Here is an 18,646-nt window from a genome sequence, read left to right as displayed (position 1 = left end):
CCCACGGAGAAGAGCCCCGATGCCCTCCACCGACTCCCACACCGTTGCCGCGGGCCGCGCAGCCGATGCCCTGGCCACCACCGGCGAATCGCGGCTCAACGCCGAGTTGCTGCCCCTGCTCGCCGAGGCGGACCTGCTCGACTCCCCGGCCGGCTGGGGCACCGCCACCACCCAATCCGGAGCCTTCCGCCTGGAACCCCTCCGCCTCGACCGGGACCTGGAGCTCCTCACCGGCTGGATGAACGACCCCGAGGTGGCCGCCTATTGGGAACTCTCCGGCCCCGCCGCCACGACCGCCGCCCACGTGCGGGCGCAACTGGTAGGGGACAGCCGCAGCATCCCCTGCCTCGGCCTCCTGGACGGCACACCGATGAGCTACTGGGAGATCTACCGGGCCGACCTCGACCCGATCGCCCGCCACTACCCGGCGCGCCCCCACGACACGGGTATCCACCTGCTCATCGGAGACGGCACGAACCGGGGCCGAGGTCTGGGGACCGCACTCCTGCGCGCCGTCGCCGACCTGGTGTTCGACAACCGTCCTCGCTGCACACGCGTCCTCGCCGAACCGGACATTCGCAACACCCCCTCCGTATCAGCCTTCGTGAACTCCGGCTTCCGCTGTTCCAAGGAAATCGACCTGCCCGAGAAGCGAGCCGCTCTGATGATTCGCGAGCGGGCGCTGCGCAATCTCCTCTGAGTGCCGCCCCGCTGCATTCACCGCGCCGCTCCTCGCAGCCCTTGCCTCTTCCCTTTCCTTCGCCTCTTCCCTCACCGCTTCACGCCTCTCACCTCGAAAACTCTGCGTCGCGCAGCAAAGTTCCCGATCTCCGAGGAGTGCCGTGCCGAATTTTCCAGCCGTCCCCGCTGGCCCCGACGCCACGGGCCCCGGCTCCGCCGAGCCCCCCGTGCCGCCGTCGTCCCAGCACCCCTGTACGCCGCCCGAGCTCAACCGCGCGACCTGGGATTCCGCCACCGCCCGGCTGCTCGCCAAGCTGCTCGGCGAGTTCGCGTACGAGGAGATCATCAGCCCCGTACCGGCGCCGGCCGCCGCCGGTGACGCCTGGACCCTGACCCTCGACGACGGCAGCAGCCTCGGCTTCCGCGCCCGCCGCCGCGCGTACGGCAGCTGGCACGTCGCACCCGACACCATCACCCTCACGCCGCCGCACCCCTCCACCGAGCCCCCCACCGCCTTCGGGGACCCGTACGCCTTCCTCATCCGGACCCGCCGCCTCCTCGGTCTCGACGGCGCGACCCTCGGACACCTGGTCCGCGAGCTCAGCGCGACGCTCGCCGCGGACGCCCGCATCGAGCACACGGCCCTCACGGCCGACGTCCTCGCCGACCTCGACTACGCCGCCCTCGAAGGCCACCAGACCGGGCACCCCTGGCTCGTCCTCAACAAGGGCCGCATCGGACTCTCCGCCTCCGACACCGCCGCCTGGGCGCCCGAGGCCCGCGTCCGACAGCGGCTGCCCTGGCTCGCCGCCCACACCTCCCTCGCGACCTACCGCGGCACGGCCGGCCTCGAAGACCCCTCACGCCTCTACTCCGCCGAGCTCGACCCCGCCACCCGCGCCGCCTTCGACCAGGCCCTGCGCGAGCGCGGCCTCGACCCCCGCGGCTACCTCTACCTCCCCGTGCACCCCTGGCAGTGGGACGAGATCGTGCTCCCCCTCTTCGCCCCGGCCCTCGCCTCCGGCGCGCTGGTCCCGCTCCCCGCCGACCCCGACGTACGCCTCCCGCAGCAGTCGATCCGCACCTTCCTCAACCTCACCCACCCCGACCGGCACAGCGTCAAACTGCCGCTCTCCGTCCTCAACACCATGGTCTGGCGCGGCCTGCCCTCCGACCTGGCGCTGGCCGCCCCCGCAGTCACCGCCTGGATCCACTCCCTCCGCGACGCCGATCCCTTCCTCCGCGACGAATGCGGGGTGATCCTGCTCGGCGAGGTCGCCTCCGTCACCGTCCGCCACCCCGTCTACGACCAGCTCCCCGAGGTCCCCTACCAGTACAAGGAACTCCTCGGAGCGATCTGGCGCGAGCCCCTGACCGGCCGCCTCGCCCCCGGCGAACGCGCACGCACGCTCGCCTCCCTCCTCCACACCGATCCCCGCGGACGGTCCTTCACCGCGGAACTCGTCGCCCGATCCGGCCTCGCGCCCACCGTCTGGCTCCAGCGGCTCTTCGCCGCCCTGCTGCCCCCGCTGCTCCACTTCCTCTACCGCTACGGCACGGTCTTCTCCCCGCACGGCGAGAACGCCATCGTGATCTTCGACGAGCGCGACGTCCCGGTCCGGCTCGCGGTCAAGGACTTCGTGGACGACGTCAACATCAGCGACGAGCCGCTGCCCGAGCTGGCCGCGATGCCCGCCGAGGTCCGCGCCGTGCTGCTCACCGAGCCCGCCGACTTCCTCCCCCAGTTCATCCACTCGGGTCTCTTCGTCGGCGTCTTCCGCTACCTGTCCGCACTGTGCGAGGACCGCCTCGGCGTCGCGGAGGACGAGTTCTGGTCGCTCGTACGGGCGGAGATCATGCGCCACCAGGCCCGGTTCCCCGAGCTCAAGGACCGCTACGAACTCTTCGACCTGCTCGGCGAGCGCATCGTGCGGCTCTGCCTGAACCGCAACAGGCTCTACGAGGACGGTTACCGGGACCGCCCCGACCGCCCGCACGCCGTGCAGTACGGCACCGTGCCGAACCCCTTGTACCGGCCGTGAGCCCTCGCCGGTGCGGTCGCTGTCGGTGGCGCCCCGTAGGGTTGGCAGTGCTATGACGAAGCCCTCCCTCCCCGACCTGCTGCACGCCGCCGTCTCCGCCGTCGGCGGCACGGAGCGCCCCGGCCAGGTGACCATGGCCGAAGCCGTCGCCGAAGCGATCGACGACAACTCCCACCGGCTCATCCAGGCCGGAACCGGCACCGGAAAGTCCCTCGGCTACCTGGTGCCGGCCCTCGCGCACGGCGAGCGCGTGGTCGTGGCCACCGCGACCCTGGCACTGCAGCGGCAGCTCGTCGAGCGCGACCTGCCCCGGACGGTGGAGGCGCTGCACCCGCAGCTCCGCCGCCGTCCGCAGTTCGCCATGCTCAAGGGCCGCTCCAACTACCTCTGCCTGCACCGCCTGCACGAGGGAGCGCCGCAGGACGAGGAGGAGGGCCTCTTCGACCAGTTCGAGGCGGCCGCTCCCACCAGCAAGCTCGGCCAGGACCTGCTGCGCCTGCGGGACTGGGCGGACGAGACCGAGACCGGCGATCGCGACGACCTGACCCCCGGCGTCTCCGACAAGGCCTGGAGCCAGATCTCGGTCTCTTCGCGGGAGTGCCTGGGCGCGACGAAGTGCGTGTACGGAGCCGAGTGCTTCGCGGAAGCCGCGCGCGAGCGGGCCAAGCTAGCCGATGTGGTCGTCACCAATCACGCGCTCCTGGCCATCGACGCCATCGAGGGTGCCCCGGTGCTGCCGCAGCACGAGGTGCTGATCGTGGACGAGGCCCACGAGCTGGTCTCGCGGGTCACCGGCGTGGCCACCGGCGAGCTCACTCCCGGCCAGGTCAACCGTGCCGTGAAGCGGTCGGCGAAGCTGGTCGACGAGAAGACGGCGGACTCCCTGCAGACCGCCTCCGAGTCCTTCGAGCGCGTGATGGAGCTTGCCCTGCCGGGCCGCCTCGAGGAGGTCCCCGAGGACCTCGGCTACGCGCTGATGGCCCTGCGGGACGCCGCGCGCAATGTGATCTCCGCGATCGGCGCGACGCGCGACAAGTCCGTCCACGACGAGGACGCGGTCCGCAAGCAGGCCCTGGCCGCGGTGGAGAGCGTGCACGGGGTGGCGGAGCGGATCGTGAACCGCTCCGAGTACGACGTCGTCTGGTACGAACGCCACGACCGTTTCGGCGCCACCCTCCGGGTCGCCCCGCTGTCGGTGTCGGGCCTGCTGCGCGAGAAGCTGTTCGAAGACCGCTCGGTGGTCCTGACCTCGGCGACCCTCAAGCTCGGCGGCGACTTCAACGGCGTCGCGGCCTCGCTCGGCCTGTCCGCCGAGGGGGTCGAGGGGGACGACGTACCGGCCTGGAAGGGCCTGGACGTCGGCTCCCCCTTCGACTACCCCAAGCAGGGCATCCTCTACGTCGCGAAGCACCTGGCCACCCCCGGCCGCGAGGGCACCCGGGGCGACATGATGGACGAGCTCGCCGAACTGATCGAGGCGGCCGGCGGCCGCACCCTCGGCCTCTTCTCCTCCATGCGCGGCGCGAAGGCGGCTGCCGAGGAGCTGCGCGGCCGGCTCGACAACCCGATCCTGCTGCAGGGCGAGGAGACGCTGGGCGAGCTGATCAAGGCCTTCGCCGCGGATCCGAAGACCTGCCTGTTCGGCACCCTGTCGCTGTGGCAGGGCGTGGACGTGCCCGGACCCAGCTGCCAGCTGGTGGTCATGGACAGGATCCCGTTCCCGCGGCCCGACGACCCGCTGATGAGCGCCCGGCAGAAGTCGGTCGAGGAGCACGGGGGCAACGGCTTCATGGCCGTGGCCGCCACGCACGCGGCCCTGCTGATGGCCCAGGGCGCGGGTCGTCTCGTACGCGCCACGGGCGACCGGGGTGTGGTCGCGGTGCTCGACCCTCGCCTGGCCACGGCCCGGTACGGGAGCTTCCTGCGGGCCACGCTGCCGGACTTCTGGTACACCACGGACCGCAACCAGGCGCGCCGCTCCCTGTCCGCCATCGACGCCGCGGCGCAGGCCGACGGCAAGTAGCCGACGGCAGGCCCGTACGGGATACGGCGAGGCGCGGGGGCGCACAACAGCCCCGGGACCGGCGCAGTGGGTCCCGGGGCTGGCGAGAGGCGTCGGGTCAGACCCGGCGCAGTACCGCGACGACCTTGCCGAGGATGGTGGCCTCGTCGCCGGGGATGGGCTGGTAGGCGGAGTTGTGCGGGAGAAGCCAGACGTGGCCGTCCTCCCGCTTGAAGCGTTTGACCGTGGCCTCACCGTCGAGCATCGCGGCGACGATGTCGCCGTTCTCCGCGACGGGCTGGCGCCGGACCGTGACCCAGTCGCCGTCGCAGATCGCGGCCTCGATCATCGAGTCGCCCACGACCTTGAGGACGAAGAGCTCGCCATCGCCGACGAGCTGGCGGGGGAGGGGGAACACGTCCTCCACCGACTCCTCGGCGAGGATCGGACCGCCGGCCGCGATCCGGCCGACCAGGGGAACGTACGAGGCGGCGGGCTTGCCGGTGGTGTCCGTGGGCTGCGAGCTGGGCTGGTCGGAGCCGCGGACCTCGTACGCCCGGGGCCGGTGCGGGTCGCGGCGCAGGAAGCCCTTGCGCTCCAGGGCCATCAGCTGGTGCGCGACCGAAGAGGTGCTGGACAGGCCGACCGCCTGGCCGATCTCGCGCATCGACGGCGGGTAGCCCCGCCGCTGCACCGAGTCGCGGATGACCTCGATGACCCTCCGCTGCCGGTCCGTGAGCCCGGAGCTGTCGGCGCGGATGCCTGGAGGTCGCCCTGGCAGCGATCGTGCGGGGCGCACGGGCTCCGCCTCCGGGTTCAGGCTTGCGTCATTCATGGCATGCACCGGCTCGAGTCGGCTCTGGGAGCGGTTCTGGGCAGTGATGGTGGCACTGTCTGCGGTGGTGGTCACGTCGGCCCCTCTCGAAATGTTCTCCCTAGCTGGACAACGGTAGTTGCTTTCGAAAGGTTGCGCCAAACACACGTTCGAGTGAAAAATCGCAGATCGTCCGTCGTGGTCACATCGCGAGGTGTATAGACGAACGGTCGACCGAACGCGGGTTCGGCTCGGCGTCCCCTGCTTACGGTACCCTTCCGGGTCGGGTCGCCACCGTCCGGGCCGGGGCTCAGTGTGGCACCGCGAGCCCCTGTATCCGGCCATCGGACACCGCGACACGCTGAGCCGTGCAATTCCACCGCAACCCAAGATCTAGTGGTTGGATGAGCGCTGCCACCCAGAAGTTGTGGTCCTCGGTCTGTCGCGGTCCTCGACATCGCATATGCTGGTGGCTGCTTCACGAGCCCCCGACAGAGCCTGTCTCTGCCGTTCAGGGGCCCCGTGAGGTGATTCAGTCGTGCCAAGAGGGAGGGTGAGGGAACCATGCACTGCCCCTTCTGCAGGCACCCCGACAGCCGCGTCGTCGACAGCCGGACCACGGACGACGGCACGTCGATCCGCCGGCGCCGCCAGTGCCCCGACTGCTCCCGTCGCTTCACGACGGTGGAGACGGCCTCGCTGATGGTGATCAAGCGCAGCGGGGTGACCGAACCCTTCAGCCGTACCAAGGTCATCTCCGGCGTGCGCAAGGCGTGCCAGGGGCGGCCGGTCACCGAAGACGCCCTCGCCAAGCTCGGCCAGCGGGTCGAGGAGGCGGTGCGCGCCACCGGGAGCGCCGAGCTGACCACCCACGACGTGGGTCTGGCCATACTCGGCCCGTTGCAGGAACTCGACCTGGTCGCCTACCTCCGGTTCGCGTCCGTGTACAAAGCTTTCGACACCCTTGAAGACTTCGAGACCGCCATCGCGGAACTCCGCGTGCCACGGCCTCACCCCCAAGAGCGCGAGCCCGGTGGGACCGGTTCGGTCCCCGTGCCCGCCTCCGCCGCCGACTGACCGGACGGCCCGCACCGCGCTGCACTCGCATCGTGGAGCGGCCGGTTTGTCAGGCGATGAGACGTAGATACAAGACACAGCACCGTGCCGCGGAATAGCGCTGGCACTTTAGGGCGTTTTGCCCGCATTGGGAGGCGGCATGACAGAGACGGCGAGCAGCTCGGCACGTGGTTCCCGCGCCAAGGGGACCAAGGCTGCGAAGAGCGGCCTGCGTATCGAGCGCATCCACACCACCCCCGGCGTGCACCCGTACGACGAGGTGAGCTGGGAGCGCCGTGACGTCGTCATGACCAACTGGCGCGACGGCTCGGTCAACTTCGAGCAGCGTGGCGTCGAGTTCCCCGACTTCTGGTCGGTGAACGCGGTCAACATCGTCACCAGCAAGTACTTCCGCGGCGCGGTGGGCTCCCCGCAGCGCGAGACCGGTCTGAAGCAGCTCATCGACCGGATCGTGAAGACGTACACGAAGGCCGGCGAGGACTTCGACTACTTCTCGTCGCCCGCCGATGCGGAGATCTTCGAGCACGAGCTGACCTACGCCCTCCTGCACCAGATCTTCAGCTTCAACTCGCCGGTGTGGTTCAACGTCGGCACGCCCCAGCCGCAGCAGGTCTCCGCCTGCTTCATCCTGGCCGTCGACGACTCCATGGAGTCGATCCTCGACTGGTACAAGGAAGAGGGCATGATCTTCAAGGGCGGCTCCGGCGCCGGCCTGAACCTCTCCCGCATCCGCTCCTCCAAGGAGCTCCTCTCCTCCGGCGGCAACGCCTCCGGCCCGGTCTCCTTCATGCGCGGCGCCGACGCGTCCGCCGGAACGATCAAGTCGGGCGGCGCCACCCGCCGCGCGGCCAAGATGGTCGTCCTGGACGTGGACCACCCGGACGTCGAGGCCTTCATCGAGACCAAGGTGAAGGAGGAGGAGAAGATCCGCGCCCTGCGCGACGCGGGCTTCGACATGGACCTGGGCGGCGACGACATCACCTCCGTCCAGTACCAGAACGCCAACAACTCCGTCCGTGTGAACGACGAGTTCATGACGGCCGTCGAGAACGGCACCGAGTTCGGCCTGCGTGCCCGCATGACCGGCGAGGTCATCGAGAAGGTCGACGCCAAGGCGCTCTTCCGCAAGCTGGCCGAGGCCGCGTGGGCCTGCGCCGACCCGGGCATCCAGTACGACGGTGTGATCAACAACTGGCACACCTGCCCCGAGTCCGGCCGCATCACCGCGTCCAACCCGTGCAGCGAGTACATGCACCTGGACAACACGTCCTGCAACCTCGCCTCGCTGAACCTGATGAAGTTCCTGAACGACGACGGCAAGGGCAACCAGTCCTTCGACGCCGAGCGCTTCGCCAAGGTCGTCGAGCTCGTCATCACGGCGATGGACATCTCCATCTGCTTCGCGGACTTCCCGACGCAGAAGATCGGCGAGAACACCCGCGCCTTCCGCCAGCTGGGCATCGGCTACGCCAACCTCGGCGCCCTGCTGATGGCCACCGGCCACGCGTACGACTCGGACGGCGGGCGCACCCTCGCCGCCTCGATCACCTCGCTGATGACCGGTACCGCGTACAAGCGTTCCGCCGTGCTGGCCGCGATCGTCGGTCCGTACGACGGCTACGCCCGCAATGCCGAGTCGCACCAGCGCGTCATGAAGCAGCACGCCGACGCCAACGCCGTCGCGCCGCGCACCGAGGACCTGGACAACACCATCTGGGCCGCGGCCACCGAAGCCTGGCAGGACGTCCTGCGCCTCGGCGAGAAGAACGGCTTCCGCAACTCCCAGGCCTCCGTCCTCGCGCCGACCGGCACCATCGGTCTCGCGATGTCCTGCGACACCACGGGCGTCGAGCCGGACCTGGCCCTGGTCAAGTTCAAGAAGCTCGTCGGCGGCGGCTCGATGCAGATCGTCAACGGCACCGTCCCGCAGGCCCTGCGCCGCCTGGGTTACCAGGAGGAGCAGATCGAGGCGATCGTCACCCACATCGCCGAGCACGGCGTGGTCGTCGACGCCCCGAGCCTGAAGACCGAGCACTACTCGGTGTTCGACTGCGCCATGGGCGAGCGTTCCATCTCCGCGATGGGCCACGTCCGCATGATGGCCGCGATCCAGCCCTGGATCTCCGGTGCGATCTCGAAGACGGTCAACATGCCGGAGACGGCGACCGTCGAGGAGATCGAGGAGATCTACTTCGAGGCGTGGAAGCTGGGCGTCAAGGCGCTCGCGATCTACCGCGACAACTGCAAGGTCGGCCAGCCCCTCTCCGCGAAGAAGAAGGAAGCGGAGAAGGTCGAGGTCAGCGAGAAGGCCGAGTCGACCATCCGTGCGGCGGTCGAGAAGGTCATCGAGTACCGCCCGGTCCGCAAGCGCCTCCCGAAGGGCCGCCCGGGGATCACCACCTCCTTCACGGTCGGTGGCGCCGAGGGCTACATGACGGCGAACTCCTACCCGGACGACGGTCTGGGCGAGGTCTTCCTGAAGATGTCCAAGCAGGGCTCGACCCTCGCGGGCATGATGGACGCCTTCTCGATCGCCGTGTCGGTCGGTCTGCAGTACGGCGTCCCGCTGGAGACGTACGTCGCGAAGTTCACGAACATGCGCTTCGAGCCGGCCGGTATGACGGACGACCCGGACGTGCGGATGGCGCAGTCGATCGTCGACTACATCTTCCGTCGCGTGGCGCTCGACTTCCTGCCCTTCGAGACCCGCTCGGCCCTCGGCATCCACTCCGCCGAGGAGCGTCAGCGCCACCTGGAGACCGGTTCGTACGAGCCGCTCGAGGAGGAGCTCGACACGGAGTCCCTGGCCCAGTCCGCCCCGCTGGCGGCGGTCCCGGAGGCCCCGAAGCCGATCGCGGCCGTTCAGGTCCCGGCCCCCAAGACGGCGCACTCCAACGCCGAACTGGTCGAGATGCAGCTCGGCGTGTCCGCCGACGCCCCGCTCTGCTTCTCCTGCGGTACGAAGATGCAGCGCGCAGGCTCCTGCTACATCTGCGAGGGCTGCGGCTCCACCAGCGGCTGCAGCTGACGCGCGGGACGGGGCGGAACTGCGTGGGATGTGACATCCGACGCAGCCCGCACAGGTAGCTGACCAGCAGCTCACGAAGGGGACCGGCCGAAGGCCGGTCCCCTTCGTCGTGCGTGACCCGCTCGTATCCGTACGCCCGCCCGTACAGGAGGCCGGGGCCATGTCCGGATCTTTGCGGCTTCTGCCAGTGCGAAGGCCTGCCGGGATCCGCGGAGACTGCCAGCCAGAAGCCGCGGCGTTCCCGGGAGGGGCCGTGGCCAATCAAGCGGCGCGGCGCCGCGGACGTGTTCGGAGTCGACATCTCCGGTGAGATGGCCGCCGTGGCGCAGGCGTTGGAGGAGCGCAACCCGCTGGGTGTGCGCTACGGGGTGGGCGATGTCGGCGAACTGCGGCCCCTCGGGCAGCACTTCGACGTCGCCGTTGCGGTCCAACTGCTCAACTACGCGCAGGACGTCGCAGCCTTCGAGCAGATGTGCCGCAACGTGCACCGGAACCTGGCGCCCGGCGCCGAGTTCTTCGTGCTGAACCAGGCACCCGACTACCGTTTCGACGGCCCGTCCCCGGACAAGTACGGCTTCCGCTCCGAGCTGACCGGCGAGGAGACCGAGACGGGACCGCGCGTACGGATCACGGCGCTGCTCGACCAGCACCCGATCGAGTTCGTCACCACCTGCCCGCGCCGCGAGGTGTACGAGAAGTGTCTGCGGGCGGCCGGATTCAGCGAGGTGGCCTGGGTCCCGGTGGAGGTGTCCGACGCCGGCGTGCGCACGTTCGGTGCGGACTTCCGGGCGGACTTCCTCGCCACCCCCCCGCTGGAGATGCTGGGCTGTCGCGCCTGACGGCTGGCCGGCCCAGCGGGCATCCCGGCGGCTCGGCTTCCGGCCCGGCTTCTGGCCTTCGGCGCACCCGGGGCGAGGTGGTGAAGTATTTAGCTAATTAGCTTATGTGCTAAAAAGGTCGCATGGCAGAGAACAGCGAGACAGGCGACGAGGCCGGCGTCTTCCGGGCGCTCGCCGATCCCACGCGGCGCCAGATCCTGGAGGATCTGCGCGACGGGGAGCTGGCGGCCGGGGAGATCGCCGGCCGGTTCACCATCAGCGCCCCGTCCGTGTCGCGGCACCTCGGAGTGCTGAAGTCCGCGGGACTGGTGCGGGAGCGGCGCGACGGCAACCGGATCCTCTACACGCTCGTCGAGGAGCGGCTGGCCGCCTCCGTCGGGCGGTTCCTCAGCATGGTGTGCCCGGAGCAGATCGTGCTCCGGCACCAGCGGCGCAAGAACGAATCGGGGGAGAGCGCGCAATGATCGGTCCGAAGATCGCGAGTGTCATCGAGCGTCGGCTGCTCGTGAACTACCGGGTCGACCCCGAGGTGGCGGCGCGGCAGCTGCCGGCGGGGATGCGGCCGCAGCTCGTGGGCGGCTGGGCCGTCGCCGGGATCTGCCTGCTGCGGCTCGGGGACACCCGGCCGCGCTGGGCCCCCGCCGGCACGGGCGTGCGCAGCGAGAACGCCGCGCACCGGATCTCCGTCGAGTGGGACGGCCCCGACGGGGTCGAGGCGGGGGTCTGGATTCCGCGGCGCGACAGCGGCTCGCGGCTCAACGTCCTCGCAGGCGGTCGACTGTTCCCCGGAGCGCACGGGTCCGCCGTCTTCGACGTACGGGAGAGCCAGCAGGAGATCGGGGTCGGGTACGAGACCAAGGACGCCTCCACCCGCGTACGGGTCGTCGCCCGGGTCACGGACGAACTGCGCGGGAGCCGGCTGTTCGGCGACCTGGCCGAGGCCTCCGCTTTCTTCCGGCAGGGCGCCCGCGGCTACTCGCCCGGGCGCGCCGAGGGCCGGTTCGACGGCATGCAGCTACACACGGACGCGTGGCGGGTGGAGGCCACCGAGGTCACCCGGGCCGAATCCTCCTTCTTCGAGGACCCCGAGCGCTTCCCGCCGGGCACGGTCCACTTCGACTGCGCTCTGCTGATGCGCGACGTGCCCGTGGAGTGGCACCCGTTGGACTCCACCGCGAGCGTGGGGTGCGCCGCGCCGGCCGCCTGAAAGCGGTTGGCGTCCGGGGGTGGCCAGCTGATCATGGTGCGGGGCGGCGGTGACCGCGCGGCCCGGACGTGACGGCGGAGTGTGGGGGAGCAGCCATGTGGAGCGGTGACGAGCTGGATCTGGACGCCTATCTGGCGCGGATCGGGTACGGGAACGGCAGCGGGAACGGCAGCGGCGGCAGCAGCGGGGAACTACGGCCGGACCTGCGGACGTTGTACGAAGTGCACCGGGCCCACACCGGTGCGATCACCTTCGAGAGCCTGGACGTGCTGTTCGGCCGCCCTGTCGAGCTGGACGTCAAGAGCATCGAGGACAAGCTCGTGCACGCCCGCCGCGGCGGCTACTGCTACGAGCAGAACTCGCTGCTGGCCGCCGCCCTGGAACGGATCGGCTTCGAGGTCTCCGGGCGCGGCGCCCGCAACCGCACCCGCGGGGACGCCCTGCTCGCGGTGACGCATGCCGTCCTCGTCGTCACGGTCGACGGCGAACCGTGGCTCTGCGATGCCGGGTTCGGCTACCAGGGCCCCCGCGAACCGATCCCGCTGGCGCGCCCCGGTGTTGAGGTGCGACAAGGGGAGTGGACCTTCCGCGTCCGCGAGGAGGAAGGCGGAGTCTTCGCGCTGGCCGCGCTGCGCGAGGGGAGCTGGCGGGACCTGTACGCCTTCTCTCCGCAGCCCTACCACCCCGTCGACTACGTCGTGCTGAACCACTACAGCTCCTCCCACCCCCGGTCCTCCTTCGTGGGGCGGGCCGTCGTCCAGTACCCGGGCGGCGCCGTCCGGCTGGCCCTCGTGGGGCGGGAGTTGACCCGGCTGTACCCCGACGGGCGGGTCACGCGGGAAGACGTCGCCTCCGAGGGACTGCTCGATCTGCTCGACCGGGAGTTCGGGTTTCGGCTGTCCGAGCGGGACGCGGCGGAACTGCTGCGGATCCAACGCGCCGGGGACTGACCCGGGCCCCGCCGGGACCGTACGATGGCGCAGTGCTGGTCAAGTGGATTCGCTGCACGGTGACGGACCGACGCGGGTTCGAGCGTGGGCAGCGCAAATGGGCGGGGCTGCCGGGAGAACCGGGATTCCGGGGACAGGGCGGCGGCTGGAGCCGAGGCCGGCAGGGGGTGGCGCATGTCTTCGCGTTCTGGGAGAGCCGCTCCTTCTACGACTCCTTCATGGCCCGGTCGCACGACAGGCTGGCCGCCTCCCAGAACGGCACCTACACCGACGCGCGCGTCACACTCTTCGACCACCGCTTCGACGTGAAGACCGGCTTCGAGCCGCGCTTCACCGACGCCGATGTGGTCAGGGTGGCCCACACCCGCGTGCGCGAGGGCCGCGTGGACCACTTCGCCCTCATGCAGGAGAAGGTGTGGAACCCGGCCATGGCGGGCTCACCCGGCATGGTCCGGGGCCTGTTCGGGGAGGCGCCGGGCCGGGAGTTCCTGGTGCTGTCGATGTGGCACGCTGCGGCCGAGCACGGCAAGTACCGGCAGGAACGGGTCGAGCGGCTCTCGCTGCGCGCCCAGATCCAGGCCGACGTCGAAGCCCTCACCGGAGACGTCGTCGACCTCGAACCCGCCTGGACGGTATGACCGTAAGACCATCACCGCGCCGACCGGCGTGCCCGGTGGGTCCGTCCGTGCGCGGCCGAATAGGGTCGGGGAATGGCACGACCACGGCGCATCGTCCTTGTCCGGCACGGGGAATCGGAGGGAAACGCCGACGACTCGGTGTACGAGAGGGAGCCCGACCATGCCCTGCGGCTGACCCGCACCGGGCGCGAGCAGGCCGCGGACGTCGGCGTACGGCTGCGCGAGCTCTTCGGCGACGAGCACATCAGCGCGTACGTCTCCCCGTACCGCCGGACCCTGCAGACCTTCCGGGAGCTGCGGCTGGACCCGACGCGGGTGCGGATGCGCGAGGAGCCCCGGCTGCGAGAGCAGGACTGGGGGAACTGGCAGGAACGCGAGGACGTACGGCTGCAGAAGGCGTACCGGGACGCGTACGGTCACTTCTTCTACCGCTTCGCGCAGGGCGAGTCGGGGGCCGACGTGTACGACCGGGTCGGGTCCTTCCTGGAGAGCCTCTACCGCAGCTTCGAGGCCCCGGACCATCCGGAGAACGTGCTCCTCGTGACGCACGGACTGACGATGCGGCTGTTCTGCATGCGCTGGTTCCACTGGTCGGTGGCCGAGTTCGAGGCCCTGTCCAACCCCGGAAACGGCGAATTCCGGATGCTTCTGCTGGGCTCGGACGGCCGGTACCGGATGGACCGCCCGTTTGAGCGGTGGACCACACCCGAGCCTTATGACCTGGACGGCTAAAGTGACGCGGGATGACCGCTGACTCCTCTCCCGAAAGGCGCTACGCACGCGCCATGGCCAGCCTCCGCGGGCTGGCCCTGGGTGACGCCCTGGGCTCCCAGTACTTCGTCCCCGTGAACTACCCGCTGCTCAAGCAGCGCGAGCTGCCCGCCGCTACCGACCCGTGGCAGTGGACCGACGACACCGAGATGGCCTGCTCGGTGGTGGCCGTGCTCGCCGAGCACGGGCGCATCGACCAGGACGCCCTGGCCTCCTCCTTCGCCCACCACCACGACTTCGACCGGGGCTACGGCCCCGCCGTGAACCGGATGCTGCGCCTGATCCGCGAAGGCGCGGACTGGCGGACGCTGGCGGCGGAGCTGTTCAACGGGCAGGGCTCGTGGGGCAACGGCGCGGCCATGCGGGTCGCCCCGCTGGGCGCCTGGTACGCGGACGACCCCGAGCAGGCCACCCACCAGGCGGAGATCTCCGCCTACACCACGCACCAGCACCGCGAGGCGGTGTGCGGCGCGATGGCCGTCGCGGCGGCGGCAGCGCTCGCGGCGGCCCCGACGGGCCCGCCGAAGGCCGCCGACCTGCTGGACGGTGTGATCGCGCTGGTGCCGCGCAGCGCTGTGGGAGCCGGGCTGCGGCGGGCGCGGGACATGCTGGACTACGGCGACGCGACCACCGTCGCAGCGGTACTGGGCTGTGGGCGGCGCACCAGCGCCCACGACACCGTGCCGTTCGCCCTGTGGTCGGCGGCGCGGTCGCTGGACGACTACGAGCAGGCGTTCTGGACCACCGCCAAGGTGGGCGGGGACGTGGACACGACCTGCGCGATCGTGGGCGGTGTACTGGGGGCGCGCGGGGACGCGGTGCTGCCGGCCACCTGGCTGTCGCGGACCGAGGCCCTCCCGGCCTGGCTGCCGGAGGCGGCGCGGTAGCGCGGTCTGCGCCGGTCTGTACCCCTCCGTTTGTCACGGTCCTGCCACAGGGCCCTTTTGAGCCTGTTCAAAACTGCATGTCACCGGCCTACTCTGTCCGCTTCGCCGCCCCACCAGATCATCGTGGGCGGCCGCAGGGGAGGGGAACCCGATGGCAGAGACCACCGACAGAGCCGACGACGGCGTTAACGACGGAGCCGACGACGGCGCGGCGAAGGCCGCGGACGCCGTGGCAGGGAGCGCCGCCGCCGGGACAGCGGCGGGGCAGGCTCCGGTTGCGGAGACGGCCAAGGGCGGAGCCACCGGCCTGCCGAGCCGACCCGCCGCGGGGGCGGGGGCCGGCGCAGGATCCGCGCCGCCGCCGCCGACGCCCACGCCACCGGTGGCCGCGCCGCCCGGCTGGGATCCCAAGGCCTGGCAGATCTACCAGGCGCGCCAGCGCCGGGCCCGGTCCGGAGCCTGGTCCCTCGCGCCGCTGTCCTGGGCCGAGGCCGCCCGCCCCGGCGACACGGGACCCGTCGGCAGCGCCGTCCTGGCCGCCACCGCCGCCTCGGGTCTCGCCGCCGCGCTGCTGCTCGCCGACGGGCTGGGCTCCGGCCTGCTGATCGCGGCGGTGCCCGCGATGCTCGGCGCGTACGCCGCCGCCCGCACGGCTCGGCGTACCGCCCGCCCGTGGACCGTGGTGTGGGCGCTCGGCTGTGTCGCGCTGCTGGCCGTGCCCGCCCTGCGCGACTCGGGCTGGCCCGCCACCCTGGCGGTGCTGGCCGCCGTACTGACGGGCGCCCTGGCCCTGCACGGGGGCCGTAGTTGGCCCGGAATCCTGCTCAGCCCGATCGGGTTCGTCGACTCCGCCGTACTCGGCGTGCGCTGGGCCTGGACCGGCATGCGGTCGCGCGGCGGCGGTGTGCCCCGGGACCGCTGGCTGCCCGTGCTCAAGGCCGTGGTGGTGGCCGCTGTCCTGCTGGTCCTCTTCGGCACGCTCTTCGCGTCCGCCGACGCCGCCTTCGCGGACCTGGTCAGCGGACTGACGCCCGAGATCAGCGCCGCGGACGGGCCGCTGCGCTTCCTGCTCTTCCTCATCGGGGCCCTCGTCGCGCTCGCCGTCGCCCGCACCGCGGCGGCGCCCTCGCGCTGGGACCGCATCGAGGTGGCCCCCGGCAAGCCGCGCTCGCGCGTCGAATGGGCCCTGCCGCTCATCGTGCTGAACCTGCTCTTCGCCGGCTTCAACGCCGTCCAGCTCGCCGTGCTCTTCGGCGGCTACGAGAAGGTCCTGGCCAGCACCGGTCTCACCTACGCCGAGTACGCCCGCCAGGGCTTCTGGCAGCTGCTCTGGGCCACGCTGCTCGTGCTCGTCGTCATCGCCCTCGCCCTGCGCTGGGCCCCGCGCGCCGGAGCCGGCGACCGGCGGCTGGTCCGGGCGGTCCTCGGCACCCTGTGCGTACTCACCCTGGTGGTGGTCGCCTCCGCGCTGCGCCGCATGGACCTCTACGTGGACGCCTACGGGCTGACCCGCCTACGGGTGTCCGTGGCCGGCATGGAGCTGTGGCTCGGGCTGGTCATCGTACTGATCACCGCCGCCGGTGCGTTCGGTGCACGGTGGCTGCCCCGTGCGATCGCGGCGAGCGCCGTGGCCGCCGTACTGGCCTTCGGGCTGCTGTCCCCGGACGGGCTGATCGCGGAGAACAACGTCACCCGCTACGAGCAGGACGGCAAGATCGATCTCGCTTACCTCCATGCCCTGTCGGCGGACGCGGCGCCCGCCCTGGACCGGCTGCCGGAGCCCCAGCGCTCCTGCGCCCTGATCGACATCAACAACGACCTGGCGCACGACGGTGACAAGCCTTGGTACGCCATCAGCCTCGGCGAGTACCGGGCCCGGCAGATCCTGCGCGATCGCCCGGTGAAGGCCTCGTTCGTCGAGTGCCGCAAGCTCGGAGCCTTCGGGACCCGCGTCGAGTACTAGTACGGGTACGGGTCAGGTCGGGGCGGGTCGTACGAGGATCCGGGCGCGGGGAGCATCCGCGCGCCCGGACCCTCGTGATGGTCGTACGGGTATCCGAGCTCAGGCCGCCGGACCGGCCTGCGCGACGGCTCCGTTGAGGGCCTCCAGGTCGCTCTTGCGGACCCGGATCACCAGCAGCGCGGTGACCAGGGCGATCCCCGCCATGGCCACAGCCGCAGTGAACGCGGTGGACATGCCGTGGGTGAGGACGATGTCCCCCCAGGGGTCGGGCAGCCGTCCGGTCTCCTTGAAGACGGCCAACTGGCCCGGCTCGGCCTGCGCCACGAAGGCCGGCACCTGCCGGTCGGCCTCGGTGCGCGCGGCCGTGCCGAAGACGGTGACCAGGATGGACAGGCCCAGCGAGCCGCCGACCTGCTGGCTGGCGTTGAGCAGCCCGGAGGCCGCGCCGGCTTCGTTCGTGGCCACCCCGGAGACGGCCGTGAGGGTGAGGGTGACGAAGTTGAGGCCCATGCCGAAGCCGAACAGCAGCATCGGGCCCAGCACCCCGGCGACGTACGAGCTGTCGGTGCGCAGGAAGGTGAGCCAGATGAGCCCGGCACCGGTGAAGGCGGATCCGGTGATCATGAACGGTTTGGGGCCGAAGCGCGGCAGGAAGCGCTGCGAGAGGGCGGCAGCGCCCACGATGGCCACCGTCGTGGGCAGGAAGCCGAGCCCGGAGCGGATCGGGGAGAAGCCGAGCACGTTCTGCACGAACTGGACGATGAAGAAGAACATGCCGAACATCGCGGCGGCGAGGCTGAGCATGATCAGGTAGGTGCCGGCGCGGTTGCGGTCGGCGAACATCCGCAGTGGGGTGATCGGTTCGCGGGCCCGGGACTCGATGACGACGAAAGCGCCGAGCAGGACGATCGCCGCGCCGAACGAGCCGAGGGTCAGGCCGTCGCGCCAGCCGTCCTCGGACGCGCGGATGAACCCGTAGACGAGCGAGGCCATACCGCCGGTGGAAGTGAGCGCTCCGGCGATGTCGAAGCGGCCGGGGTGGCGCTCGGACTCGCCGATGTAGAGCGGGGTGAGGACGGCTATCAGCAGGCCGATCGGCACGTTGACGAAGAGGACCCAACGCCAGTCGAGCCACTCGGTGAGCATGCCGCCCGCCAGCAGGCCGATAGCGCCGCCGCCCGCCGAGACGGCGGCGAACACCCCGAAGGCGCGGTTGCGTTCGGGGCCCTCGGCGAAGGTCGTGGTGATGAGGGCGAGCGAGGTCGGCGAGGCGATCGCGCCGCCGATCCCCTGGAGGGCGCGGGCGGCGAGCAGTTGCCAGGGCTCCTGGGCGAAGCCGCCGAGGAGGGAGGCCAGGGTGAAGAGCAGGATTCCGGTCAGGAACACGCGACGTCGGCCCAGGATGTCGCCGGCCCGGCCGCCGAGCAGCAGCAGGCCGCCGAAGGCCAGGGTGTAGGCGCTGATCACCCAGGACAGGTCGGTCGTGGAGAAGGCCAGGTCGGTCTGGATGTGCGGGAGCGCGATGTTCACGATCGTCGCGTCGAGGACGACCATGAGCTGGCAGGCGGCGATGACGGCGAGCGCCACTCCGGTGCGCCCTTCGCGGTGGGCCGCACCGGGAGTTCGGGGCTTGGAGAGTTGAGGAGTTGTCACTGAGGATCCCCCCCAAAGTGAAATAGTGAACGCACTCGTTCACTGCGGATCCACCGTAGGAGTGAGCCTTAGTGAACGCAAGCGTTCACTAAGG

The 18,646-nt window shown here is 70.9% G+C and carries 15 protein-coding genes; 13 read left to right on the top strand and 2 right to left on the bottom strand.

Going from position 1 to position 18,646, the window contains the following annotated elements; all coding sequences use genetic code 11:
- Nucleotides 1-19 precede the first annotated feature (19 nt).
- From ACFWB8_RS07830 to ACFWB8_RS07820, 3 genes are all read left to right on the top strand, one after another.
- Nucleotides 20-700, top strand: coding sequence for a GNAT family N-acetyltransferase (locus tag ACFWB8_RS07830; RefSeq protein ID WP_385223608.1), 681 nt, complete (start codon nucleotides 20-22; stop codon nucleotides 698-700).
- A 142-nt stretch (nucleotides 701-842) separates the two neighbouring features.
- Entirely contained in the window at nucleotides 843-2,723 is a 1,881-nt protein-coding gene (locus ACFWB8_RS07825; RefSeq protein WP_385223607.1) for an IucA/IucC family protein, read from the top strand.
- A gap of 52 nt (nucleotides 2,724-2,775) precedes the next feature.
- Nucleotides 2,776-4,746 (top strand): ATP-dependent DNA helicase, encoded by a 1,971-nt coding sequence (locus ACFWB8_RS07820; RefSeq protein WP_385223606.1) that lies wholly within the window; start codon nucleotides 2,776-2,778, stop codon nucleotides 4,744-4,746.
- Nucleotides 4,747-4,843: 97 nt separating this feature from the next.
- Here the strand turns inward: ACFWB8_RS07820 and lexA are convergent, their stop codons facing one another.
- Nucleotides 4,844-5,635, bottom strand: coding sequence for a transcriptional repressor LexA (lexA, locus tag ACFWB8_RS07815; RefSeq protein ID WP_385223605.1), 792 nt, complete (start codon nucleotides 5,633-5,635; stop codon nucleotides 4,844-4,846).
- Between the two features lie 468 nt (nucleotides 5,636-6,103).
- Here lexA and nrdR point away from each other — a divergent pair, with 468 nt between their 5' ends.
- The 10 genes from nrdR (at nucleotide 6,104) to ACFWB8_RS07765 (ending at nucleotide 16,899) form a co-directional block, all read left to right on the top strand.
- Entirely contained in the window at nucleotides 6,104-6,616 is a 513-nt protein-coding gene (nrdR, locus tag ACFWB8_RS07810; protein ID WP_385223604.1) for a transcriptional regulator NrdR, read from the top strand.
- Between the two features lie 139 nt (nucleotides 6,617-6,755).
- Nucleotides 6,756-9,644: a vitamin B12-dependent ribonucleotide reductase gene (locus ACFWB8_RS07805; RefSeq protein WP_385223603.1), complete on the top strand. Its 2,889-nt coding sequence runs from the start codon at nucleotides 6,756-6,758 to the stop codon at nucleotides 9,642-9,644.
- Nucleotides 9,645-9,757: 113 nt separating this feature from the next.
- Entirely contained in the window at nucleotides 9,758-10,483 is a 726-nt protein-coding gene (locus tag ACFWB8_RS07800) for a class I SAM-dependent methyltransferase (protein WP_385223602.1), read from the top strand.
- A gap of 122 nt (nucleotides 10,484-10,605) precedes the next feature.
- Nucleotides 10,606-10,947 carry a metalloregulator ArsR/SmtB family transcription factor gene (locus ACFWB8_RS07795; RefSeq protein ID WP_385223601.1) on the top strand — a complete coding sequence of 114 codons (342 nt, stop codon included), beginning with the start codon at nucleotides 10,606-10,608 and terminating at the stop codon, nucleotides 10,945-10,947.
- A complete protein-coding gene (locus ACFWB8_RS07790; RefSeq protein WP_385223600.1) occupies nucleotides 10,944-11,690 on the top strand; it encodes a DUF2071 domain-containing protein in 747 nt (248 codons plus the stop codon). Before ACFWB8_RS07795 ends, ACFWB8_RS07790 begins: the two co-directional genes overlap by 4 nt.
- 95 nt (nucleotides 11,691-11,785) lie before the next feature.
- Nucleotides 11,786-12,640, top strand: coding sequence for an arylamine N-acetyltransferase (locus tag ACFWB8_RS07785; RefSeq protein ID WP_385223599.1), 855 nt, complete (start codon nucleotides 11,786-11,788; stop codon nucleotides 12,638-12,640).
- Between the two features lie 32 nt (nucleotides 12,641-12,672).
- On the top strand, nucleotides 12,673-13,278 hold the full coding sequence (locus tag ACFWB8_RS07780; protein ID WP_385223598.1) for a YdbC family protein: 606 nt from the start codon (nucleotides 12,673-12,675) through the stop codon (nucleotides 13,276-13,278).
- A 72-nt stretch (nucleotides 13,279-13,350) separates the two neighbouring features.
- On the top strand, nucleotides 13,351-14,010 hold the full coding sequence (locus ACFWB8_RS07775; protein WP_385223597.1) for a histidine phosphatase family protein: 660 nt from the start codon (nucleotides 13,351-13,353) through the stop codon (nucleotides 14,008-14,010).
- Between the two features lie 11 nt (nucleotides 14,011-14,021).
- On the top strand, nucleotides 14,022-14,936 hold the full coding sequence (locus ACFWB8_RS07770; protein ID WP_385223596.1) for an ADP-ribosylglycohydrolase family protein: 915 nt from the start codon (nucleotides 14,022-14,024) through the stop codon (nucleotides 14,934-14,936).
- A 151-nt stretch (nucleotides 14,937-15,087) separates the two neighbouring features.
- Nucleotides 15,088-16,899, top strand: a complete 1,812-nt coding sequence (locus ACFWB8_RS07765; RefSeq protein WP_385223595.1) for a DUF4153 domain-containing protein — start codon at nucleotides 15,088-15,090, stop codon at nucleotides 16,897-16,899.
- 99 nt (nucleotides 16,900-16,998) lie between these two features.
- On the opposite strand, the gene ACFWB8_RS07760 is transcribed toward ACFWB8_RS07765, so the two are convergent.
- A complete protein-coding gene (locus ACFWB8_RS07760; RefSeq protein ID WP_385223594.1) occupies nucleotides 16,999-18,552 on the bottom strand; it encodes an MFS transporter in 1,554 nt (517 codons plus the stop codon).
- Between the last annotated feature and the right edge of the window lie 94 nt (nucleotides 18,553-18,646).

It is taken from the genome of Streptomyces sp. NPDC060031 (assembly GCF_042736805.1).
In the GTDB taxonomy this organism is placed as follows: Bacteria; Actinomycetota; Actinomycetes; order Streptomycetales; family Streptomycetaceae; genus Streptomyces.
Note: the sequence above shows the minus strand (reverse complement) of the source record. Positions and strands in the feature narration are given on the sequence as shown.

Excerpts from the sequence above, each read along its gene's own strand:
- nrdR (WP_385223604.1), top strand. The coding sequence starts at position 6,104 with ATGCACTGCCCCTTCTGCAGGCACCCCGACAGCCGCGTCGTCGACAGC.
- ACFWB8_RS07795 (WP_385223601.1), top strand. The coding sequence starts at position 10,606 with ATGGCAGAGAACAGCGAGACAGGCGACGAGGCCGGCGTCTTCCGGGCG.
- ACFWB8_RS07790 (WP_385223600.1), top strand. The coding sequence starts at position 10,944 with ATGATCGGTCCGAAGATCGCGAGTGTCATCGAGCGTCGGCTGCTCGTG.
- ACFWB8_RS07805 (WP_385223603.1), top strand. The coding sequence starts at position 6,756 with ATGACAGAGACGGCGAGCAGCTCGGCACGTGGTTCCCGCGCCAAGGGG.
- ACFWB8_RS07820 (WP_385223606.1), top strand. The coding sequence starts at position 2,776 with ATGACGAAGCCCTCCCTCCCCGACCTGCTGCACGCCGCCGTCTCCGCC.
- ACFWB8_RS07765 (WP_385223595.1), top strand. The coding sequence starts at position 15,088 with ATGGCAGAGACCACCGACAGAGCCGACGACGGCGTTAACGACGGAGCC.
- ACFWB8_RS07785 (WP_385223599.1), top strand. The coding sequence starts at position 11,786 with ATGTGGAGCGGTGACGAGCTGGATCTGGACGCCTATCTGGCGCGGATC.
- ACFWB8_RS07770 (WP_385223596.1), top strand. The coding sequence starts at position 14,022 with ATGACCGCTGACTCCTCTCCCGAAAGGCGCTACGCACGCGCCATGGCC.
- ACFWB8_RS07830 (WP_385223608.1), top strand. The coding sequence starts at position 20 with ATGCCCTCCACCGACTCCCACACCGTTGCCGCGGGCCGCGCAGCCGAT.
- ACFWB8_RS07775 (WP_385223597.1), top strand. The coding sequence starts at position 13,351 with ATGGCACGACCACGGCGCATCGTCCTTGTCCGGCACGGGGAATCGGAG.